Below are 20,620 nucleotides of genomic sequence, written 5' to 3'. Positions count from 1 at the left end.
GGCGCCAATCCTCCCGATTGCATTCAAACCCATGTCACGCCGGGAACCATGCGGTTTTCAGGGTAAGTGGCGGGGAAGATGGGTAAGCGGGTAAGGCGGGTGGGGGAAGGGGCGATGCGCCGCCCGGGTCACTCCGCGATTGCCGGTGCATCCCCGGCGATCAACCCGCGCTCGTGCAGCACGCGCACGGCATCGCGCCGCTTTTGCACGCCGATCTTTTTGAACACCGACTTGAGCCGATATTTGACCGTGTCCGGCGACATCCCGATCAGCCGCGCGATTTCCTTGTTCGAATAGCCAAAGCTCAAATGTGCGACGATCGCCGCCTCGGCATCGCTCAAGACCCCTGGCGTCGCGGTGCTGACCGGGCGGGCCGCCAGCGTGCGGGCGATGCCCTTGAGGAACTGCGCGCGGAAACGGTCGAGCTGTGCTGCACCGTTCAGCGTCGCATCGACCCCTTCCTCGCCGAACCGGCGCAGATCGATGAACGGGCGGATGAAGCCCTGAAACATCGCGGTCCCGACGGCGTCGTCGAAACAGACCTGCGCCGCCGCGCTTTCCCCCAAGACGCGCAGGCCATGGCTTATCAGGATGTTGACGTCGATCAACAGCCGCCCGGCGCCATGCTGGGCCGCCCAGCGGCGCAGCCCGCGCAGGATGTCGAGCGCGGCGTCATGATCGCCGTCGATCAGCGCGAACTTGGCAAGGCACAGCCGCGCCGCGGTCACGACCGGACGGTGCACCGACGAGTCCTCCGCATCGGCCTGACCCAACGCGTCGAGGCCCACTGCATCGGCAGCCGCGCGCGCGGCGTCGAGGTCCTGATCGATCAGCAGATCGACCTCACACAGCGCGGCGAGCAGATCGAGCTGGCGCAGCCCGCGCCGCTCGGCCAGCCGCCGGGCGCGCGCGGTCATCGTGCGTGCATCGTCAATCCGCCCCTCGGCCGCGTGTGCCCGTGCGGCGCTGAGATAGCCGGCGACATAAACATCGGCCCAGCCGTCGGACTGCTCCATATGCGGCACTGCCCAGTCGAGCAGCGCCAGCGCGGCGGCCGTCTGGTCCTGTTCGTAGAGCAGGCCCGCCTCGAACGCCGCGCAATTGGCCGCAAGATCCGATCGTGGCCCGAAATTGCTTTCGATCTCCGCCCGTGCTGTGGCCAGGATCGCGGTGGCATCCTTCATCCGTCCCTGCGCATGGCGGATGCGCGATTCGAGAAAGCGGGTGAACAGGTCGCTGTAGAGCGACCCCATCGCCTGATAATGGTCGCGCGCCGCCACCGTCGGCTCCAGCGCGCGCTCCAGCCAGCCGCCCTCGAAATATTTGGCGCCCAAGGTCTCGCAGACGTTCGCCAGAATGAGATGGTCGTTGGACGGTAGCGTCCGCAGCAATGCCTCGCGCGAGAGCAGGTCGTCGAGGCCCACCGGCTCATTTTCGTAATCGGCCAGCACGTCGCCGACGACGCGCACTTCGATCCGCTGGTCGGCGGACAGGTCGGCACGGTCGAAACTGGCGGCGCAACGGTCGTAATCTGCGCGGGCATGACTCATCTCGCCGCGCTTGATCTCCAGATAGACGCGGGCAAGCGCAAGGCGCGGGCGGGCCGATACCGTCGCTTCGGGCAGCTTGGCCAGCGCGCGTTCGACCATCGCCTGCTGCCCCTGCGGGATCAGGCGCCATCCGCCAGCATCCTCGACGATCGTCGCCAGCAGCGCATCGTCATCGCCCTGAATCGCATGGCCGACAGCTTCTGCCGTCTCGCCGCGCTCGGCAAACCAGGTTGCAACGCGCCGATGAAGCGCGCGGAACCGGGCGCTGTCCCCGCGCTCAAGCCGTTCACGCAGATGCTCGGCGAACAGCTGGTGGTAGCGATAGGCTTGCCGCTCGGGCGTCAGCGGGGTCAGGAACATGCCTTGTTCCTCGAGCCGTTCGAGCACCAGCCACCCGTCGCTGCGGTCGCACAGCAGGTTGACGGCGTCGCCGGTCAGGCGATCGAGCAGGGCGGTGCGCACGACGATCTCGCGCGTCTCCTCCGGCATCGTCATCAGCACCTGTTCGGACAGATATCGGGCAAGCTCGGAACTGGGTCCGCGAAACCGCTCGACCAATGCGTGATGCGCCGCCCCGCGCTTGAGCGAAAGCGACGCGAGCTGCAGGGCGATCGGCCAGCCCTCGGTCCGCGCGACGATGCTACGGACCTCCGTATCGGCCAGGCCCTCGCCATGCGCCCGCGTCAGCAGTGCCTCGGCCTCGTGCGTCGAAAAGCGCAGGTCGCTCGCGGTCAGCTCGACCAGCTGCTCTTCGGCTGCGAGGGCCGACTGGCCGAGCCATGGGTAGTCCCGCGATGCGATGACGAAGTGGCAGTTTTCCGGGGCCAGCTGAATCAGTGCGCGGACGAATGCGTCCACCTCCGGCCCCTCGGCATGGTGGTAATCGTCGAGGATCAGAACGACGGGCCGGGTCTCGCGCGCCAGCCGGTTGACGACCGCCGACACCGCCGCGCGCGCGGGGAGCGAGGCGGCGTTGCGCTCGCTCTCGCCGCTCGCGGTCTCGTCCAGCGCAAGGGTGATGTAGCGGGCAAGATGCTTGAGGTCGGCGTCATCGCGTTCCAGCGTCAGCCAGGCGACCCGGACCAGCGCCGGATCGAACCGCGCGCGCCACTGTGCCAACAGGCTGGTCTTGCCATAGCCGGCGGGCGCCTGGATCAGCGTCAGCCGTCGGTCGAGCGCGGTATCGAGACGGGCGAGCAACATGTCGCGCCGGATCTGGTTCCCCATCCACATTGGCGGGGCGAGCTTGGTGTGGATCGGCTCATCCATCAGCTTCACCCTGCCGCGACCTCCATCGTGTCCGTCAACCCCCGCTCTCTGGCCGACACGCTATGTTACACGCGCGTTGCACTCAAGCGGCGGTTCCATGATTACCCGCAATCCAGGGCCGCTTACCCGTTCCACGCCCGCTGCACCCGTTTTTCGCGTTGCGGGCAATGACTTGCCGCCGCACCCTTTGGCTCAGGTTCAGGGCGGGAGTTTGATGCGTGCGAATTGGTGTCGATGTCGGCGGTACGAACACCGACGCCGTGTTGATGGACGGGTCGGCCATTCGGGCGTGGACCAAGCGACCGACCAGCGCGGACGTCAGTGGTGGCGTTGCAGCCGCGATCCGCGCGGTGCTCGAAGAAGCCGGCGTTGCCCCCGATGCCGTCGGCGCGGTGATGATCGGCACGACCCATTTCGCCAACGCCCTGATCGAACGCAACAAGCTGGATGCGGTGGGCGTGCTGCGGCTGGCCAGCCCGTCGGGTGAGGCGTTGCCGCCATTGACCGGATGGCCCGATGATCTGTCGCGGAGGATCGGCGATCATGTCTTCCTGTTGCCCGGCGGCTATGAGGTGGACGGGCGTGAGATCGCGCCGTTCGATGCGGACAAGGTGCGTGCAGCGGCGCTGGAGCTGAAGGCGCGCGGGGTGCGCGCGGTCGCGATCACCTGCGCCTTCGCCCCGGTCAATGCCGCGATGGAGGCGCGCGCCGCCGAAATCCTCGCGCACGAGCACCCCGATGCGCGCGTCACCGTGTCGAGCGCGATCGGCCGGATCGGGTTTATCGAGCGCGAGAATGCGGCGATCTTGAACGCCGCGCTTGCCGCGCTGGCGACGAGCGTCATGGCCTCGTTCGAGCGTGCGCTGGCGGAGCTTGGCATTGCCGCGCCCCTTTATATTTCCCAGAATGACGGAACGCTGATTTCGGCGGCGCAGGCCGCGGCGTTCCCGGTGCTGACCATCGGATCGGGGCCGACCAACTCGATGCGCGGCGCCGCGTTCCTGACCGGGGTTCAGGACGCGATCGTCATGGATGTCGGGGGGACCACGACCGATATCGGCGTGCTGGCCAATGGCTTCCCCCGCGAGTCCTCGATCGCAGTCGATATCGGCGGGGTGCGGACCAATTTCCGGATGCCGGACATTCTCGCGATCGGGCTGGGCGGGGGGACGCGGGTCCATCTCGATCCGGCGCTGTACGCCGCTGCGCAGGTTCCGGCCGACGCGCTCAAGGTCGGGCCGGATTCGGTCGGCTATCGCATTGCACGCGAGGCAATGGTGTTCGGCGGAGCGACGCTGACCACCAGCGACGTTGCAGTCGCGACCGGTCGGGCGGAATTTGGCGACCGTGCCGCGCTGCCCGAATTCAGCGCCGCCATGCTCACCGCGACATGGGCGCGGTTTCAGGCGATGCTGGAGGAAGCGGTCGACCGGATGAAGACGACGCGCGGGGATGCCACGATCCTTGCGGTCGGCGGCGGCAATTTCCTGATCGCCGATAGCCTGAAGGGCGCGGCGCGGGTGCTGCGACCGCAGCATGCGGCGGTCGCCAACGCGGTCGGCGCCGCAATCGCGCAGGTCGGTGCGCAGATCGAGCAGATTATCGCCTATGACCGCGAGCCGCGCGCCGAGGCGATCGAACGCATGCGCGCAGACGTCACCGCGCAAGTGGTTGCGGCGGGCGGCATCGCGCAGAGTGTCCAGATTGTGGAAGTGGATGAAGTGTTCCTGAGTTATCTCCCGGGCCGTGCCGCGCAGTTGCGCGTGCGGGCAGTCGGCGATCTTGCCGGCCTGCCGATCGATGAAACTGCGCCGCGACAGGTTCAGCATGCGGATTGATCGCACGGCGCTGGCCGACCTCGCCCAGGGCGCCGCATTCCTGGGATCAGGCGGCGGGGGCGACCCTTATTACAGCCTGCTGCTGGGGCAGGCCGAGCTTGGCCGGATCGATGCGTTCGATCTGGTGTCGCTCGACAGCCTCGCCGACGATGCACTCGTCGTCCCGTGCGGATGGATCGGCGCGCCGACCGTCTCGGTCGAAAAGCTGCCGAGCGGGCAGGAGGCGCTGGCCGGGCTGCGGCGATTGGAGCGCGAAATGGGACGGCGGGTCGATGCCGTGCTGCCGATCGAGATTGGCGGAGGCAACGGACTGGCGCCGCTGGTCAGCGCGGCGCGGCTGGGCGTGCCGGTGGTCGATGCCGACGGGATGGGCCGGGCGTTCCCGGAATCGCAGATGGCGATCTTCAACATTCGCGGGCTTTCGGCCTGCCCGTCGGTGCTGACCGCCGCGTGCGGGTCGCTCACCGTGATCGAAACGCCCGACAATCTGACGCATGAGCGCGTCGCGCGCGGGCTGTCGGTCGCGCTCGGCGGCATTGCGCACATGGTCGAATATCCGCTGACCGGGCGCGAGGCGAAGGATCATGCGATCGGCGGCAGCGTATCGGCGGCGATCGCGATCGGCGCTGCAGTCCGTGAGGCGCGCGCGCAGGGCGACGATCCGTTCGCGGCGCTCTATGCGGCCCTGCGCGCAACATCGCTCTATCCCTTTGCCGGCGAGCTGTTCGACGGAAAGATCGTCGATCTGGAGCGCGAAACACAGGGCGGGTTTTCGATCGGTCGCGTGGTGATCGAGGGCTTTGCGGGCACGGGGCGAATGGAGCTGGTGTTTCAGAACGAAAATCTGGTCGCCCGTCGTGACGGCGATGTCGTGGCGATGGTGCCCGACCTGATCACCGTGATGGACCGCGAGACGGCGGATTCGATCACGACCGAGCGCCTGAAATATGGACAGCGCGTCAAGGTCGTCGGCGCGGCCGCGCCGGCGATGCTGCGTGAGGCGCGCGCGCTGGCCCTGGTCGGGCCGGCCGCATTCGGCTTTGCCGACGCCTATTGCCCGATCGAAACACTCAATGGATGGGACAGGGGATGAGCACAGACGTTCCGGGCGGAGAATATGCCGATGCACCGCTTCCGGAGCGTCTGACCGTCGCGGGTTGGCGCGTCGCGCTGATCGTCGCGAGCTTTTCGATCGCGTTGCCGGGTTTCCTCAACGGGGCGCAGATCGGCCTGGCGCTCGGCTTCTGGCAGGCGGTGCTGGTCGCACTGATCGCCGGGGCCATCCTGTGCGCAGGCGCGTGCTTCACCGCCTGGGTCAGCGTGCGCACACGGCTCACCACCTATCTGCTGATCCAGCGCTCGTTCGGGAAACAGGGCGCGGCACTGGTCAATATCGTTGTCGCGATCGTGCATTATTGCTGGTTCGGCGTGAATGTGTCCTTTTTCGCCGGTGCGATCATGGCGCTGGTGTCGCAGGGCTACGCGATCCCCGGCAGCTTCGGGACATTCGTGATTGCGGGCAGCGTGCTCATGACGGTCTCGACGATCTTCGGCTTCCGCGCGCTCGACCGGCTGGCGCTGGTGGCGGTGCCGCTGCTGGCGATCATCCTCGGCGCGGTCGCATGGATCATCTTGCGCCAGTCGGGTGTCGAGCTCGACCGCTCGGCAACGCCGCCGATCCCGATGACCTTCGGGATCGCGCTGTCGGCACTGGTCGGCGGCAACATGCTGACCGTCGCGGCGATGCCCGACCTTGCGCGCTACATCCGCACGGCGCGCGGGGCAGCGGTGGGGATGGTGCTGTCGTTCCCGGTGGCAACCCCGCTGCTGATGATCGCATCGGTGCTCCCGGCGCTGGCGACGGGGGAGACCGATATCATGAAGCTGGTGGTGATGGCCGACTTTGGCCTTCCGGTCCTGCTGATCCTGATCCTGTCGATCTGGACGATCAACGCCGCCAATCTCTATTCTGCGAGCCTGTCGATGGGGGCGACCTTTCCACGTGTGCGCCCGTGGATCTTCATCTGCGCCGGTGGAGCGATCGGCGGTGGTTTTGCGCTGTGGGGGATCATCGACAGCTTCGTGCCGTTCCTGATCTTCCTTGCGATCATCATTCCGCCGATTGCCGCGATCTATGTCATCGATGCCTTCACCGCGTTTCGTGAGGCCGATCCGGCCGCCTCGATCCGGGGGCTTCCCGCGATCCGCTGGCCCGCAACGCTGGTGTGGCTCGGTTCGATCACAGTGGCGCTGCTGGCCGAACGGTTCGCGCTGACGGTGACGACGGTGCCGATGATCGACGCGACCATCCTGGCGACCGTTGCCTATCTGATCGTCACGCGGAGCAGCCGGGCGGCATCGCGCCGCGCCCGCGAAGCCATGTGAGCCCCGCTATGTGCGAAGAGCTCACACTCCTGCGCATTAAATCGCTAATGCTAGTGACTCGCAAAAACATCTTGGCTATCCGACCCCCGACTCAAACAAGGGGTGAACGGGTATGCGTACGATGGGAAAGTGGCTGGTGAGCGTTGCGGCGGCGGGATTGTGGGCGCCGGGGGCTTTGGCCCGCGACGCCGCACCCGCTGACGACGCCGAGCGTGACGAGGTGGTGATCCTCGGCAAGAGCTATGGCACCGGCGTCGGCAAGACGGTCACGCCGCTTAAGGACGTGCCCAACACCGTCACCGTCGTCGACCGCGAGCAGATCGAGGCGCAGGGCCTGTTCACGCTGGAGGATGTCGCGACCGCCGCCCCCGGCATCACCGTCAATGGCGTTGGCAGCGAGGACCCGTCCTTCCTGTCGCGCGGCTTTGCCATCAACAATTATCTGATCGATGGCGTGGCGACCCGCGCCTTTGGCTTCCCCGGGGTGGTCCCCGACCTGTTCTTCTATGACCGGATCGAAATCCTGCGCGGGCCAGCCGGCCTGTTCAGCGGTTCGGGCAATCCGGCGGGCAGCATCAACCTCGTGCGCAAGCGCCCGCTCGACCGCTTCAAGGTCGAGGCGCTGGCCGGCTATGGCAGCTACGACAATTTCCGGGGCGAGATCGATCTGTCCGCGCCGCTCAGCGATGCGATCGGCGTTCGGGTCGGCGCGATGGTGCAGGACCAGGACCAGTTTTTCGACGTCGCCCATCGCAACCGCGTCGCCGCCTATGGCACCGCATCGGTCCGCATCGATGACCGCACCACGATCACCTTGGGCGGGAATTACGACCGGTTCAAGCCGGCGATCCAGTCGGGCCTGCCCGGGATCATCGGCGGTACCGATGGCAGCGACGGGCGTCTGCTCGACATCGATCGCTCCACCTATCTCGGCGCGGACTGGAATCGATTCCGCTCCGAAAGCTGGTCGTGGTTCGGCGAAATCGCGCACGAGATCAGCGATCGCTGGACGCTGCGCGCGACCGGGCTGATCGCCAATGTCGATCGCATCGACGTGTACAGCTATATCGGCAACCAGCCGATTACGCAGGCGAGCGGCGTCACCAGCCACATCGCCTATCGCGGCGACAGTTTTCAGAAAACGACGGCGTTCGACGTCAACGGCATCGGCACCTTCAAGATGTTCGGGCGCGATCAGACGCTGATCCTGGGAGCGGATTATCAGGCGAGCGATTACGCGAGCTATTATACCCGCCTGTCCAACTATGCGCGGATCGACGTGTACAACCCGGTCTCGCCAGCCGAACCGCCGCTCGATCCCTACACCAACTTGCCGGCCTATGCCGGCGTCAATGGCCCGGTCAGTCAGGTGCGCGGCGGCACGCTCACGCGCGTCGAGCAATATGGGCTCTATGGCCAGATGCGGCTCAGCCCGATCGCTGGCGTGACGCTGGTCGGCGGCGGACGCCTGACCTGGTGGGATACCGATCTGCAGACGGTGCTGCCGACCCTCGGGACAGAGACCGGCTATGGGATCGAGGGCAAGTTCACCCCCTATGCCGGCATCGTCTGGGACGTCACCGACCAGCTCAACCTCTATGCCAGCTATGCCGACAGCTTCTCCCCGCAAAGCTCGGCCAAGCCACGCAGCGATGGCGGGCAGATCGAGCCGCTGGTCGGCGCGCAATATGAGGTAGGGACCAAGCTGTCGCTCGCCGACGACCGGCTGTTGCTGTCGCTTGCCGGGTATCAGATCACCCAGTCCAATCGCCTGTTCAACGATGCCGACCTGCCTGATGTCGTGTTCCAGATCGGCAAGGTGCGCGCGCGCGGCATCGAGGTCGAGGCGGCGGGCGAAGTTCTGCCCGGCTGGCGCGTCAATGGCGGCTATAGCTACACCAAGAGCCGATATCTCGAGGACAGCAATGCACTGCTCGAAGGTATTTCGCTCGTCCCGGTGATCCCTGAACATTCGGTCAAGCTGTTCACCAACTATGTCGCGCCGGACGGGCTGCTGAAGGGCGCGAGCCTTGGCGGCGGCGTCACCTGGTTCAGCGCGACCTGGGGCGGCAATGCGGCGGTGTTCAATGCCGATGGCAGCCTGCGCACGCGGTCCTCGATCGTCCGACAGGGTGATTATGCGGTGGTTGACCTGCGCGCCGGCTACAAGCTGACCGATCAGGTCTCGCTGAGCGTCAACGTCAACAATCTGTTCGACCGCACCTATTATGCCCGCATCTCCTCGACCGGGCGCGGCAACTATTTCGGCAGCTCGCGCAGCGTGTTCGCGACGCTCCGGATCGCCTATCCATGAGCGGGGTGGCGATAGGGCGTGCCGGTCGGCGGCGGCGGCTGGGCGACCTGATGCTACGCATCGCAGTGGCGTTGCCGATCGGTTACGGAGTCGCGACATTATGGGCGATGGCCCTGTCGCGGACGCTGCCGATGACGCGAGCCGCCGCCACCACCACGGGCATGCTGGTGGCATTTGCCATCTGTGCCGTGATCGCAATGTGGGCGTTTGCGGCGCGTAGTGGGGCCCGCGCGTTCGCGATCACGGCGATCTTTGGCGGTGCGGCGGGCCTGTTGTTGTGGCTGTCGTTCCTCGGGGGGCGGCCATGAGCGTCTCGGGGGAACAGGGCTTTCGCCAGTCGCAGGCGTTTCTGCACACCTGGTCGGGACTGCTGCTTGGCTGGCTGCTGTTCGCGGTGTTCGTGACCGGCACCATCGCCTTTTATCGCGAGGGGCTGAACCGCTGGATGCGGCCCGAGCTTCCCCCGGTGACCCAGCCCGAACGGGTCGTCGCCGGGGCACAGCGCTATCTGGCGCAACGGGCAACGGACGCCAAGAGCTGGTTCATCACGCTGCCGGGCGCGTCGAGCCATGGCGCGGTCGTGTCCTGGGTGCCACAGCTCAAGGAGGGCGAACGGCCCCGTCGCCGCCGCGGTGAACAGGCGACGATCGACGCGAATGGCAACCCCGTCGATGTGCGTGCGACGCGCGGCGGGGAGTTTTTCTACCGCTTCCATTTCGACCTTTATTACATGCCGGTCATCTGGGCGCGGTGGCTGGTCGGGATCGCCGCGCTGTTCATGCTGGTCGCGATCCTGTCCGGCGTCGTGACGCACAAGAAGATCTTTCGCGACTTCTTCACCCTGCGCCGGGGCAAGGGGCAGCGCTCCTGGCTGGACGGGCATAATGCGACCGCGGTTCTTGGCCTGCCGTTCCATTTGATGATCACTTATACCGGCCTCGTCACGCTGATGGTGACGTTGCTGCCCTGGGCGAGCGTCGCGGCCTATTCCGACAAGGGCGAGGCCTATTTCGACAGCCTCTATCCCGAGGGGGTGCAGGCGGAACGCACCGGACGCGCTGCTCCTTTGGTCGATCTCACCGCAGTGCTGCGTGACGCCGAACCACGGCTCGGCGGTGCGGCGGGCTATATCGAGGTGAACGAGCCCGGCGATGCCGGCGCTCAGGTCCGCGTGCTGCGGTCGGGCGCGACGATGCTGTCTTCGCGCACCCCGCGCATGACCTATGACGGCGTGACTGGGAAGCCGGTTTGGACCGCGCCGGCGCAGGACGCGGCGTCCACTACTGCCGGGGCGATGATCGGGGTGCATGCCGGGCGCTTTGCGAATGACTGGCTGCGCTTTGTCTATTTCCTGAGCGGTGTGGCGGGATGCGTGATGGTCGCAAGTGGGATGGTCATGTGGACCGTCAAACGCCGCGAAAAGCTGCCCGATCCCAACCGGCCGCATTTGGGGTTCCGGCTGGTCGAGCGGCTGAATGTCGCGGCGATCGGCGGGCTGCCGCTCGGCATTGCGGCGCTGTTCTGGGCCAATCGGCTGTTGCCCCTCGGGATGGGGGGACGCGCGGAGTGGGAAATCCACTGCCTGTTCATTGCATGGGGCGCGGCATCGCTGCTGGCGCTGACAAGTCGGGCGCGGGTTGGTTGGGTCGTGCTGTTCACGCTGACCGGCGCGTTGCTGTTGGCCTTGCCGCTCTTCAATCTGGTCGGGACCGATGCGGGTCTCGTCGCCGCGCTGGGGCGCGGTGATGGGATGCTGGCCGGGATCGACGGGGCGTTGCTGGTGTTTGGCCTCGGCTTTCTCGCCGTCGCGCGGCGCGTGGGGCGATACCGGCCTGCAAGGCCGAAAATGCGGAGATCGTTGGTTCCGGCAATGACGCTGGAGCCGGCGCAATGAGCGCGCTGACACTCGCCCTTTCCGCGCTCGCCTTTGCGTTGTTCGGGCTTTCGACGCCCGAGCATCACCGCCGCCGGCTGGGCCGCGCGCCCGCCGTCGCGACAGTCAGCCTTATGCGACTGGGAGCATGGGCGGCGCTGGCGCTGTCCTTCCCACCCGCGATCCTCGCGCAGGGATGGGTATTCGGCCCGATCCTGTGGGTCGGATCGGTCATGCTGGGCGCGGGACTGTTGTTTCTCGCCCTCAACCTGCTCCCCGCCGGGGAGCCTCATCGCAAGGGGAAGATCGAATGAAGAAGATGTGGATCGCCGCACTGGCGCTGGCCGCCGCGACCAGCGCCCAGGCGCATGAACTTTGGGCCGAACGCGGCGCCAACGGCAAGCTTCAGATCTGGTTGGGCGAGCCTGAAAAGCCGATCCCGGCCGCCGGCGATCCTGCCTTCCCTTCGCTCAAGTCGCCCAAGCTGGTGCCGGCATCGACCGGGAAGCAGACGCGCGGGCCGGGCTATATCGAGATGGATGTCGCGCCGGGCGACGTGCGGGTGTGGGACGATAACATCTTTGCGCCCTGGCAGGAGGACGGCAAGACGGCTGGCGGTGTCTATTACGCCCGCAGCGGGCGCAGCGACACGGCCGCGCGGCTGCCGTTTGAAATCGTTCCGGTTTCGTCCAATGGCAACCGCTTCACCGTCATCTTCAATGGCAAGCCGGTCGCGCAACAGGCGGTGACGCTCGTCTCGCCCGAACGGTGGATGCTGGCGCTGGAAACCGACGCGTCGGGGCAGGTCGAGCTCCCGCTGCGCGAAAAAGGCCGGTACATCGTCAAGGCGGAGCTGAAGGAAACGGGCGATTTCACCCTGTCCTCCGGCGCGGTCCAGATGGTCAGCCGGATCACCACGACCAGCTTCGTGGTGCGATAAACAGGCGGGAAGGGGCGCGCATCGGCAATGCGCGCCCCTTCAGGCGGCGGGCAAGTCGTTCAGCCGAAACGCTGAACACCGCCGACAATGGTGCGTAGCACCGATGTACGCGTGAGCAGATGCGACTCAATCGCGAACAGGTCCTGATCCATCACGGCGAAGTCTGCGAGATGCCCAGGGGCGATCAGTCCCATTTTCGCGTCGTTGAACCCGGCATAAGCACCCTCGCGCGTATGGCACCGCAGCGCCTGGGCGAGCGTCACGCGCTGTTCGGGATGCCAGCCTTCAGGATGCTTGCCATCCAGCGTCTCGCGATTGACCGCTGCGTCCAGCCCGGCAAACGGGTCGATCGGCGCGACCGGCCAGTCCGACCCCATGCAGACATGCGCGCCCGATCGCACGAGCGATCCGAACGCAAAGCTCGTCTCCAGCCGCTTCTCGCCGATCCGGCGTACCGCCCAGCGGCCATCGTCGATCGCATGATAGGGCTGGACCGACGCGATCACGTCCTGTGCCTTGAAACGGGGGATTGCGTGCGGCTTCATATGCTGGACATGCTCGACGCGGAAGCGCCGGTCGCGCGGGCCATTGGCCTTGGCAACCGCGGCAAGCGTGTCGAGGACGATATCGTTCGCTTCGTCTCCGATCGCATGCGCGGTAACCTGAAGCCCGGCCTTGTCCGCACCCTCAATCCAGCGACGCAGGTCGGCGGGGTCGGTGACGATGATCCCGCGCGTGGTTGGGTCGTCGAGATAGGGTTCATAGAATTTCGCGGTGCGCGACCCCAGTGACCCGTCGAATACAACCTTGCACCCGCCCCACTGGACCCAGTCGTCGCCGCGCCCCTCACGCGCGATCAGCCTGGCCTGATCCTCCCAATCCTTGAGCGGGAGATAGTGGCGGAAGCGCAGCCCCGTCTCACCCCTGGCGCGCAAGCGGCGGGTGGAGTCAAAGCTGATCGTCTCCAGCTCGGTCGGGTGAACCTGAGTCACCCCCTTGCTCAGCGCGACCTCGATCCCCTTTGCGACCGTCGCGTCGATCTGTGCGGGGGTGCGCTCGCCGATCGCGCGCAGCACCAGTTCCTTGGCCGAATCCTTGATGATTCCGGTGGGTTCGCCATCGGCATCCTTTTCGATCACCCCGCCCGGCGGCGACACGGTGTTGCGATCGATCCCCGCGAGCCTGAGCGCCAGCGAGTTGAGGAACAGCATGTGGAGGTCGTAGCGGATCACCGCGACCGGCGTGTCCGGGGTGACCGCATCGATCCAGTTGCGGTGCGGCATCTCGCCACCCCAGCGGTCCTGGTCCCAATTGCCGCCCTCAAGCCACTGGCCCTTGGGCAGGGCTTTTGCCGCGTCGGCGATCTTCTCGACGAACGCCTTCTGGTTCGCGGCATCGCGCAATGACGCCTGGGTCAACATGGTCGAGGCCATGACGAAATGGACATGCGGGTCGATGAAGCCCGGTGTCACAAACGCCCCCTGAAGGTCGATCATGCGGGTACGCTTGCCGGTTCGCGCGCGCACCGCATCGGCGCCGATCGCGGCGATGCGGTCACCCTTTACCCCGATCGCATCGGTCCGCGTGTCGGGTCCCGCGCCGGTCCAGACGCGCGCATTGATCCAGGCAGTGTCGAGCTGGTCGTCGCTTCGGGCGAAGGCGGTGCGGTTGATCGCCGCCGCCGCGGTTCCGGCACCAAGCGCAAAGAGTGCGCGGCGGCCGAGCATCACTTACCTGCCTTTGAACGCGGCGGATGTTCCGCCCGCCATTTGTCCAGTCGCCCAAGCCATTTGGCGGCGGACAGCGGGCCATAGGTCTTGGAATCGGTATGTTCGGCGATCAGTTCGCGGATGCCGACGAAATAGGCCGGTCCGCTCTCCATCCCTAGTTCCTTGCTCTTTTTCGCCATCGCCGCCTGCTGTTCCGCAGTCGGCTTGCGACCCGTCACGGCCTTGAAGATGATGACGTCGAAGTCCGCGCCATTTTCATGGAAAAACAGCTGGATCGGCGGTTGTCCGCCCGCTGCCGCGACTTCGTCAGCCTGGGCGATGCGGCGGATGAACGCTTCCTGCTTGCCCGGTGCCAGCTTGAAGATCTCGAACCACGCCTCCGGCCATGCTTCTGCTTCTGCCTCGGCAGCCGGTGCGGGGGGCGGCGGGGTGTCCTGCGCCAGCGCAGCTGGAGCGGCGAGCAGGGCGAGCGCAAACAATGCGTGTTTCATCTGGTTTCCTCCCGTTTCCCCAAAATGTCTGCCGATGCGGTGGATCGGAAAACATCCAAGTTGATCGCGTTCGAGGGACCAGTGCGCTTTACCCCGCCGCTTCGCGCAATGCCGCAATGGCGATGCGCGCTTCATGCGCGTTGAGACTGGCAAAGCCGATGCGCAGGCCGCGCGGGCCATCGTTGCGGGTCATGAAAGACCGCGCTGCGCCAAAGCGTAGGCCCATGGCATCACGCAACGGTATTTCCTCCATCTGCGGCGCTCACGGTAAAGTGGAAAACGGTCCCGCCATCGGGAGCGGCCTCGGCCCAGAGCCGCCCGCCATGCGCCTCAATGATGGGCTGACATCAGCATTCTCCAGCTGGCCGCAGCATGGATGCTACGCCAAGCCAACAGAGCGTCCCGCTGCTGGTTCCTGAAATACCGATCATGGTAACCTGCATCATGACGATTGTCTGGCATTTGCCCGTCACAGCCGCTCACATTGCGCGTCCGTCCAGCGCGCCGTGCAACGCACCGTGCGATATCTCCATTTGACGCCGCTGTTCTGGAGGAACCGCGCTTGGATGCGCTGGCCATGCCAACAGCAAGTGTTGCGAGTCGGTGCCGTGAACAGCTCCGTCAGTGCGTGTTTTCAGGTAGGCCGATCAGTAGTCCTCAGCTGACGCCCGCCCATCCCCCCGTAGCGCCCTGTCCGACACCAAAAAGTCCCGCTCGCGCAGGTCGAGGCCGAGCTCCAGCAGGCCATTGAGATGACCAAGTTCACGGCCAATGAGATCGTCGAAGAACCGCAGCCCGGCGGCACGAAGCCCTGCGGATCGCAGCTCGAGTTGCTCGAGCATCTCGCGCACTGGCCCAGCGATGAAGCGCCGCGCGCGCGCGCCAGCGAGGCCAAAGCCCCCGAGAAAGGCCTTGAGGTCGGCTGCGGTCATCGCATCGAAGAATTTAGCACCGGCGAGGTGGAAAGCGAGCTGGTGAGTATAGCGCTCGCTCAGACGGATCGGGAGCATGTCGTAGAGCGGGGCCAGCCGCGCCGCTCCGTCAGGCGAATAGAGGATCGCATGGTTCTTGGCGTGATTATCGGTGTTGCCGATCGCGAGGTTGAAGATGGTCGCAAGCAGGAAGGTCTCGATCGCCTGGGCGGGCCGCGCGAGTTGCATCAATATCCCATAGATGCCCGCTGTGTCGAAACGGCGTCCCTCAGCGCCGTTTCGTTCGTATTTGAGCGAAGCGGGCAGCCCCAGTGCCTGCGCGAAATCCTCCTGGTGAAGGCGATAGACGACATTATCGACGACGAGGCGATCGAAGCGCTCGATAAGCACTGCGTTGACGCCATCGATCACGACATGCTGCGTGTTCGACGCCGCAAATCCGCATCCGCTCGCAAGGCTGCAGGCCGCGGCTTCCTGCAGCGCTTCCCCCCCTTCTGTGCGGCGCGGTACCTTAAGGATATGGGTGGTTGGAACCTTGCGCTCCCGGGCCGGCAGGGCATAGCGGCCATCGGGTAGAATGGTAAGCGCGAGCTTGCGCTGGATGCCAGCAACCGGCGACGGGTCGATGACGGCAGCGGGGAGCGGTTCGCGGTCGGCGAGGCGCTGCACGATGAGGCCAAGCTCCGCAGGATCGAGCGGCGTATAGTCGCTCGCAAGCTCGCCCGGCACCTTTATCGGCGGCGAGCCAGCCGGCAGACAGGAGATTGCACCCGCGCAATCCGCGCCGACCAAGCCGAGGATGGACACCAAATCACCGCGGTCGATTCCTTCACGTTCGATCATGCGCTGCATCTGGTTGTTTTCCGGGAGCAGGTTATCGAAGAAGGCACGGGTGAGCGGATCGGCGACCGGCACTTCGGAACGCGGCATCGAAAGCGACAGGGTAAGGTCCGTCCCCAGAAAGGCAGGCGCGTAACGGAACTCGACGCTGCCTGACAGCAATGTGTCAAGCTGCCCGGCGGGCTCTGGAAATCCGTCGAGCCACACATCGAGCACGCGATGCTGCGTCATGGCTCGATCCTGAGCTTTATGCCGGCTGCCCGGCAGACCGCGAGCACCCGTCCGATTTCGAGCGTCGTCTTGCCCCGCTCGAGTTCGAGCAGAAAGCGACGGCCGACTCCGGCAAGGTCGGCGAATCGCTGCTGCGTCATGCCCATCTTGCGGCGCGCTTCGCGGACGTGCTTGCCGATATCGGCAACGCTTTGGACAACGGTCAGGGGATTGAGGGCTGGCAGTGCCGCAGCCACGGGTGCTGCCGGCAGCGATCCGCTGGCGGGGAAAAGAGGCTGCTTCAGGGCCTCAATCGCTTCGTGCACCGGCGAGCGATAGGCTTTGTTCTGATCGGCCAGCAGCTTGATCTTCTTGAGCGTGTCCTCATTCACGCCAAGTGCGCGATCGATCAGCTTGGGGTCGAGCTTCAGCGCTTCCTGCTGGCGTCGATAGGCAAGAAGCGCATCGTCCCCCAGGCTGGCATTGTAGAGCGGGTCGAGTGCCTCGCGCGCCGCCGCGAGAGGGTCGCTCAGTGTCATTTGCTTGGCGAGATCGTCAAAGTGAGGGTTAGACTTGACCATATTCCGTTCCCGTTCGGGAACACGTATCGACGCCGCCGACCAAAACATCAACATATTCCCGTTCGGGAACAATGACCCTCGAGCCGGAGCCGCTGCGGAATATAGTTCCCGTTCGAGAACCAGGCGGGGCATCATCGACCTCTTGCATCGTTCAGAGCGCTCGCGCGTTTGGTTCTATCCACACGGACCGGAGAGCGATGATGGACGATTCCAAAATCGACGCCGCCTCTCGCGCTGGTTATGCCAACACTGGCACAGCGGACAGCGGGGCGCAGTCGAGCCCGAAAAAGCCGACGGAACACGCCGCTGCAAGCGATGCGCAAAACCCACAGCATACGCCGGATAGCGTGCCGCAGAGCGAGGGCGTGCAACCACCTGAAGATGTCGAGGATCGACCGATGGTCGGCTCGGTCACGCCCGATGACTATCCAAAAGACATGCCGGATCACTGAGCGATGAGCGCAAGCCGATGGCCTGAACGGTTGTGGCTGGTCCGCCATGGGCAGAGCGCGGGCAATGTCGCCCTCGATGCTGCCATGACCGACGGACTTCATCGCATCGCGTTGAACATTCGCGATGTCGATGTCCCGCTTTCTTCCTTAGGTGAAGATCAGGCGCGAGCGCTTGGCCGATGGTTTGCCCGCAGTGGCGCGGATGACTGCCCGGATGTCATTCTCTCCAGTCCCTATCTGCGCGCATTGGAGACCGCACGCCTGTTTCGCGGCGCGGGCGGGGCTGCCGCCAATGAAGCGATCTGTGCGGACGAGCGCCTGCGCGAAAAGGAATTTGGCATCCTCGATGGGCTGACCGTTGCGGGCGTCCATGCCGAGGAGCCTCAGCAAGCTGAATTCCGGCGACTGCTTGGCAAATTCTATCATCGCCCACCTGGTGGCGAGAGTTGGTGTGACGTGATCTTCCGCCTCCGCGCGCTGCTCGACACAGTCTCGCTCCATTATGGCGGGCGTCGCGTCATGATCATTGCACACCAGGTCGTGGTGCTCTGCCTGCGCTACATCCTTGAAAATCTGAGCGAGGCAGAAATCCTTGCGATCGACCGGGAAGGCGACGTCGCGAACTGCTCGGTCACTGAATATCGTTATGACTCGGCTCTTGGAAAGGACGGCGGGCTGGCACTGGTCCGATACAATGTCACGGCTCCGGTCGAAGAAGGGTGCAGCGCTGAGGTTACCCGGGCGCCCGATGCCATGGTCGGAGCGCGCGGATGATACAGCTCAACGCTGAGTGGGTCGCGCGTCACCCGCTGCCGTTTCCAGGCGAAGGCACAGACAAAAATGACCGGGGTCGCCTGCTTGTGGCCGGCGGCTCGTCAACCGTTCCGGGGGCTCTGCTTCTGACAGGCGAAGCGGCGTTGCGCGCCGGCGCTGGAAAGGTTCAGCTGGCGACCGTTGCAACGGTCGCGACAGGGCTCGGGCTGGCCTTTCCCGAGGCGGCGGTTTTTGCGCTGGACTGCAACGCCGATGGCGAGCTGGCGGCGAGCAGCGCGTTGGAGATCATGCGTCTCATGAAGCTGAACGACGCAGCGGTGCTCGGACCAGGCACGAGTGCGACGTCGGATGGTCCTGGCATTCTCGCCAAGATCACTCAATCGCGAGCCGGCATTCCCCTGCTGCTGGATGCCGCGATGCTGCATGCGCTGCCGCAGGTTGACGACGAGCTTCGAGCTTATTCCGGTCCCAAAATACTGACACCCCATCCTGGCGAGATGGCAGCCCTCATGGATTGCTCGCCGGACGATATCTGCTGCGAACTTGCCGAAGCGGCGGCGGCACGGTTTAGCGCCACAGTGGTGCTCAAATCCTCTTGCACATGGATCTCGACGCCGGGGCAACCAAGCCTGCGCTATGACAATGGCAGCCCTGGCCTCGCCACTGCCGGCTCGGGCGATGTGCTCGCTGGCATCATCGGCGGACTGCTTGCACGTCACGTGGCACCACATGAAGCTGCGGCATGGGGCGTCTGGGCGCATGGCGAGGCGGGGCGAACGCTCGCCGCCCGAACAGGGCCGCTCGGCTTTCTCGCCCGCGATATCGTCGGTCTGATACCCGCGATGCTCCGCGATTCCAGCTAGGGGAATCTGTTCACGGGCAGCCGGTGCCGCCTGTAGGCGGGGAATCTTGCGCGTCTGACCTGACGCGGGCCTTACCTTATCATCGCGCTTCGCCCACGCGATGGACAAAGATCCATAAGTTTTCGGCTGAATTGCGAGACTTGGTGCAGTCCGGTGCGAACCTCTCACGCCTATGACCGTCTGCCGCTGCGGGTATTTGGCGCTTCATTCTGTGGCCGCAACGAAATCACACGCTCGCAGCGCCGACGAACAGCAACGGTGGACATAAGGCCCGCAATTCCTATCTATGTTCCTCAACTGCAAAGAGATTTTGCGATGGCGAATGGCTGGGCGCCGGACGGCGCAGTTCAGGATCAGATCGACGACAGCATTACCGATGCGATCCTTGAGGCGCGCTCGCGCATGCCGACCGGTGAAAGCCTCGAGGACTGCGAGATGTGCGGGGACGAAATACCGCAACGGCGCCGCCTGGTGCTGGTTGGCGTGCGGACGTGCGTGAGTTGTCAGGGTGAGCGCGACGCCCGGCGAGCCGCATTCGCTGGGATAAATCGGCGCGGCAGCAAGGACAGTCAGCTGCGATGACGCTGCAGGCCGACTTGTTCGGCGGTCCGGCGATCGCGGGTTTTCGCTCCGACGATGCTGTGATCAGTGCGGCGGAGGAAGCAGATCTGATTGCGGGAATCGATGGTGTGGATCTCTCGCCCTTTCGGTTCCAGGGCTGGCTCGGCAAGCGTCTGACCCAGTCCTTCGGATGGGCTTACGACTTCGACAAAGGGAGCTTGCGCGAAACCAAGGCGATCCCAGACTGGCTGCAGCCGATCCGGGCGCGGGCGGAGCTGTTCGCAGGGTTGGGGCCAGACACGCTCGTCCAGGCGTTGCTCCTGCGCTATGATCCAGGTGCCGGGATCGGCTGGCACAAGGATCGGCCGGTATTCGAGGATGTCGTCGGCATCTCGCTCGGCCACGCGGCAACGATGCGGTTCAGGCGACGAAACGGAAAGACCTTCGAGCGCATTGCAGTGCCGCTTGCGCCACGCTCGATCTATCATCTTTCCGGCGAGGTGCGGCACAGCTGGGAGCACAGCATCGCGCCGCTCGAAGTGACACGCTGGTCGATCACATTCCGCAGCCTGGCGGCACGCTAGTTCCATTGTGCGCATGAGATGCGATCGTGGACTGATCCCGGTCGTGTTTGGTGACGACGCGTAACGATGGGTGATTGCTCGGGCTTCGTTCGGCGTACTGAGCCGAGGACACGTCATGCGGGCAACCATGGACTGTCCGGGCCTATGGTTGTCTAAGGAACGTCACGACCGATCTGCTTTACAGCATGGTCAGCGGCAGGCGTCCCTCTCACTCGGTGCAGGTAGCCAAGGGAAGCAGGAGCTCCATGCCTTGAAGATCGAACAACTTGACTGCGCGAGCGACTGGGACGGCCCCGTCTCGACTGCTGGCGCGCCTCAGACAAAGTGCAGGTAACGACTGCGCGACAAGATGTGCTGGCGGAACGCGGGAGGCCAGTTGAGCGCGCTCTGCGGCTTCGAAGAAGCCGGCAGGGTGCGCAGCTTCTTTTTGGCC

Annotated in this window: 18 protein-coding genes; 13 read left to right on the top strand and 5 right to left on the bottom strand. The window is 65.3% G+C overall.

Annotation, left to right across the window (positions count from 1 at the left end; genetic code table 11):
- Positions 1–128: 128 nt before the first annotated feature.
- Complete coding sequence (locus K9B35_RS19730; RefSeq protein WP_224923720.1) at positions 129–2,819, bottom strand: helix-turn-helix transcriptional regulator; 2,691 nt, start codon at positions 2,817–2,819, stop codon at positions 129–131.
- Positions 2,820–3,037: 218 nt separating this feature from the next.
- Here K9B35_RS19730 and K9B35_RS19725 point away from each other — a divergent pair, with 218 nt between their 5' ends.
- The 8 genes from K9B35_RS19725 (at position 3,038) to K9B35_RS19690 (ending at position 12,169) form a co-directional block, all read left to right on the top strand.
- Positions 3,038–4,657: a hydantoinase/oxoprolinase N-terminal domain-containing protein gene (locus K9B35_RS19725; RefSeq protein WP_224923719.1), complete on the top strand. Its 1,620-nt coding sequence runs from the start codon at positions 3,038–3,040 to the stop codon at positions 4,655–4,657.
- Positions 4,647–5,750 carry a DUF917 domain-containing protein gene (locus tag K9B35_RS19720; protein WP_224923718.1) on the top strand — a complete coding sequence of 368 codons (1,104 nt, stop codon included), beginning with the start codon at positions 4,647–4,649 and terminating at the stop codon, positions 5,748–5,750. The genes K9B35_RS19725 and K9B35_RS19720 overlap by 11 nt, the downstream gene beginning before the upstream one ends.
- The gene (locus K9B35_RS19715) at positions 5,747–7,042 is read left to right on the top strand and encodes a cytosine permease (RefSeq protein ID WP_224923717.1); all 1,296 of its coding nucleotides are present in this window, start codon (positions 5,747–5,749) and stop codon (positions 7,040–7,042) included. The genes K9B35_RS19720 and K9B35_RS19715 overlap by 4 nt, the downstream gene beginning before the upstream one ends.
- Before the next feature lie 112 nt (positions 7,043–7,154).
- A complete protein-coding gene (locus K9B35_RS19710) occupies positions 7,155–9,356 on the top strand; it encodes a TonB-dependent siderophore receptor (protein ID WP_224923716.1) in 2,202 nt (733 codons plus the stop codon).
- Positions 9,353–9,664, top strand: a complete 312-nt coding sequence (locus K9B35_RS19705) for a hypothetical protein (protein WP_224923715.1) — start codon at positions 9,353–9,355, stop codon at positions 9,662–9,664. Before K9B35_RS19710 ends, K9B35_RS19705 begins: the two co-directional genes overlap by 4 nt.
- The gene (locus tag K9B35_RS19700; protein ID WP_224923714.1) at positions 9,661–11,250 is read left to right on the top strand and encodes a PepSY-associated TM helix domain-containing protein; all 1,590 of its coding nucleotides are present in this window, start codon (positions 9,661–9,663) and stop codon (positions 11,248–11,250) included. Before K9B35_RS19705 ends, K9B35_RS19700 begins: the two co-directional genes overlap by 4 nt.
- Positions 11,247–11,543 (top strand): DUF3325 domain-containing protein, encoded by a 297-nt coding sequence (locus tag K9B35_RS19695; RefSeq protein WP_224923713.1) that lies wholly within the window; start codon positions 11,247–11,249, stop codon positions 11,541–11,543. The genes K9B35_RS19700 and K9B35_RS19695 overlap by 4 nt, the downstream gene beginning before the upstream one ends.
- Entirely contained in the window at positions 11,540–12,169 is a 630-nt protein-coding gene (locus K9B35_RS19690) for a DUF4198 domain-containing protein (protein WP_224923712.1), read from the top strand. The genes K9B35_RS19695 and K9B35_RS19690 overlap by 4 nt, the downstream gene beginning before the upstream one ends.
- Positions 12,170–12,228: 59 nt before the next feature.
- Here the strand turns inward: K9B35_RS19690 and K9B35_RS19685 are convergent, their stop codons facing one another.
- The 4 genes from K9B35_RS19685 to K9B35_RS19670 form a co-directional block, all read right to left on the bottom strand.
- Positions 12,229–13,896, bottom strand: a complete 1,668-nt coding sequence (locus tag K9B35_RS19685) for an amidohydrolase (RefSeq protein ID WP_224923711.1) — start codon at positions 13,894–13,896, stop codon at positions 12,229–12,231.
- The gene (locus tag K9B35_RS19680; protein ID WP_224923710.1) at positions 13,896–14,390 is read right to left on the bottom strand and encodes a hypothetical protein; all 495 of its coding nucleotides are present in this window, start codon (positions 14,388–14,390) and stop codon (positions 13,896–13,898) included. The genes K9B35_RS19685 and K9B35_RS19680 overlap by 1 nt, the downstream gene beginning before the upstream one ends.
- A 647-nt stretch (positions 14,391–15,037) precedes the next feature.
- Positions 15,038–16,369: a HipA domain-containing protein gene (locus K9B35_RS19675; protein WP_318245991.1), complete on the bottom strand. Its 1,332-nt coding sequence runs from the start codon at positions 16,367–16,369 to the stop codon at positions 15,038–15,040.
- Between the two features lie 20 nt (positions 16,370–16,389).
- Positions 16,390–16,953, bottom strand: a complete 564-nt coding sequence (locus K9B35_RS19670; protein ID WP_224923708.1) for a helix-turn-helix transcriptional regulator — start codon at positions 16,951–16,953, stop codon at positions 16,390–16,392.
- Between the two features lie 200 nt (positions 16,954–17,153).
- On the opposite strand from K9B35_RS19670, the gene K9B35_RS19665 reads away from it, so the two are divergent.
- The 5 genes from K9B35_RS19665 (at position 17,154) to K9B35_RS19645 (ending at position 20,187) form a co-directional block, all read left to right on the top strand.
- A complete protein-coding gene (locus K9B35_RS19665; protein ID WP_224923707.1) occupies positions 17,154–17,405 on the top strand; it encodes a hypothetical protein in 252 nt (83 codons plus the stop codon).
- A gap of 3 nt (positions 17,406–17,408) precedes the next feature.
- Positions 17,409–18,179: a histidine phosphatase family protein gene (locus K9B35_RS19660; RefSeq protein WP_224923706.1), complete on the top strand. Its 771-nt coding sequence runs from the start codon at positions 17,409–17,411 to the stop codon at positions 18,177–18,179.
- The gene (locus K9B35_RS19655; RefSeq protein WP_224923705.1) at positions 18,176–19,042 is read left to right on the top strand and encodes an NAD(P)H-hydrate dehydratase; all 867 of its coding nucleotides are present in this window, start codon (positions 18,176–18,178) and stop codon (positions 19,040–19,042) included. The genes K9B35_RS19660 and K9B35_RS19655 overlap by 4 nt, the downstream gene beginning before the upstream one ends.
- A gap of 315 nt (positions 19,043–19,357) precedes the next feature.
- Positions 19,358–19,624: a DksA/TraR family C4-type zinc finger protein gene (locus K9B35_RS19650; protein ID WP_224923704.1), complete on the top strand. Its 267-nt coding sequence runs from the start codon at positions 19,358–19,360 to the stop codon at positions 19,622–19,624.
- Positions 19,621–20,187, top strand: a complete 567-nt coding sequence (locus K9B35_RS19645; RefSeq protein ID WP_224923703.1) for an alpha-ketoglutarate-dependent dioxygenase AlkB — start codon at positions 19,621–19,623, stop codon at positions 20,185–20,187. Before K9B35_RS19650 ends, K9B35_RS19645 begins: the two co-directional genes overlap by 4 nt.
- Positions 20,188–20,620: the final 433 nt, after the last annotated feature.

The sequence above is a fragment of the Sphingomonas sp. R647 genome, from assembly GCF_020177055.1.
In the GTDB taxonomy this organism is placed as follows: domain Bacteria; phylum Pseudomonadota; class Alphaproteobacteria; order Sphingomonadales; family Sphingomonadaceae; genus Sphingomonas.
This window is presented reverse-complemented; position numbering and strand designations above follow the sequence as displayed.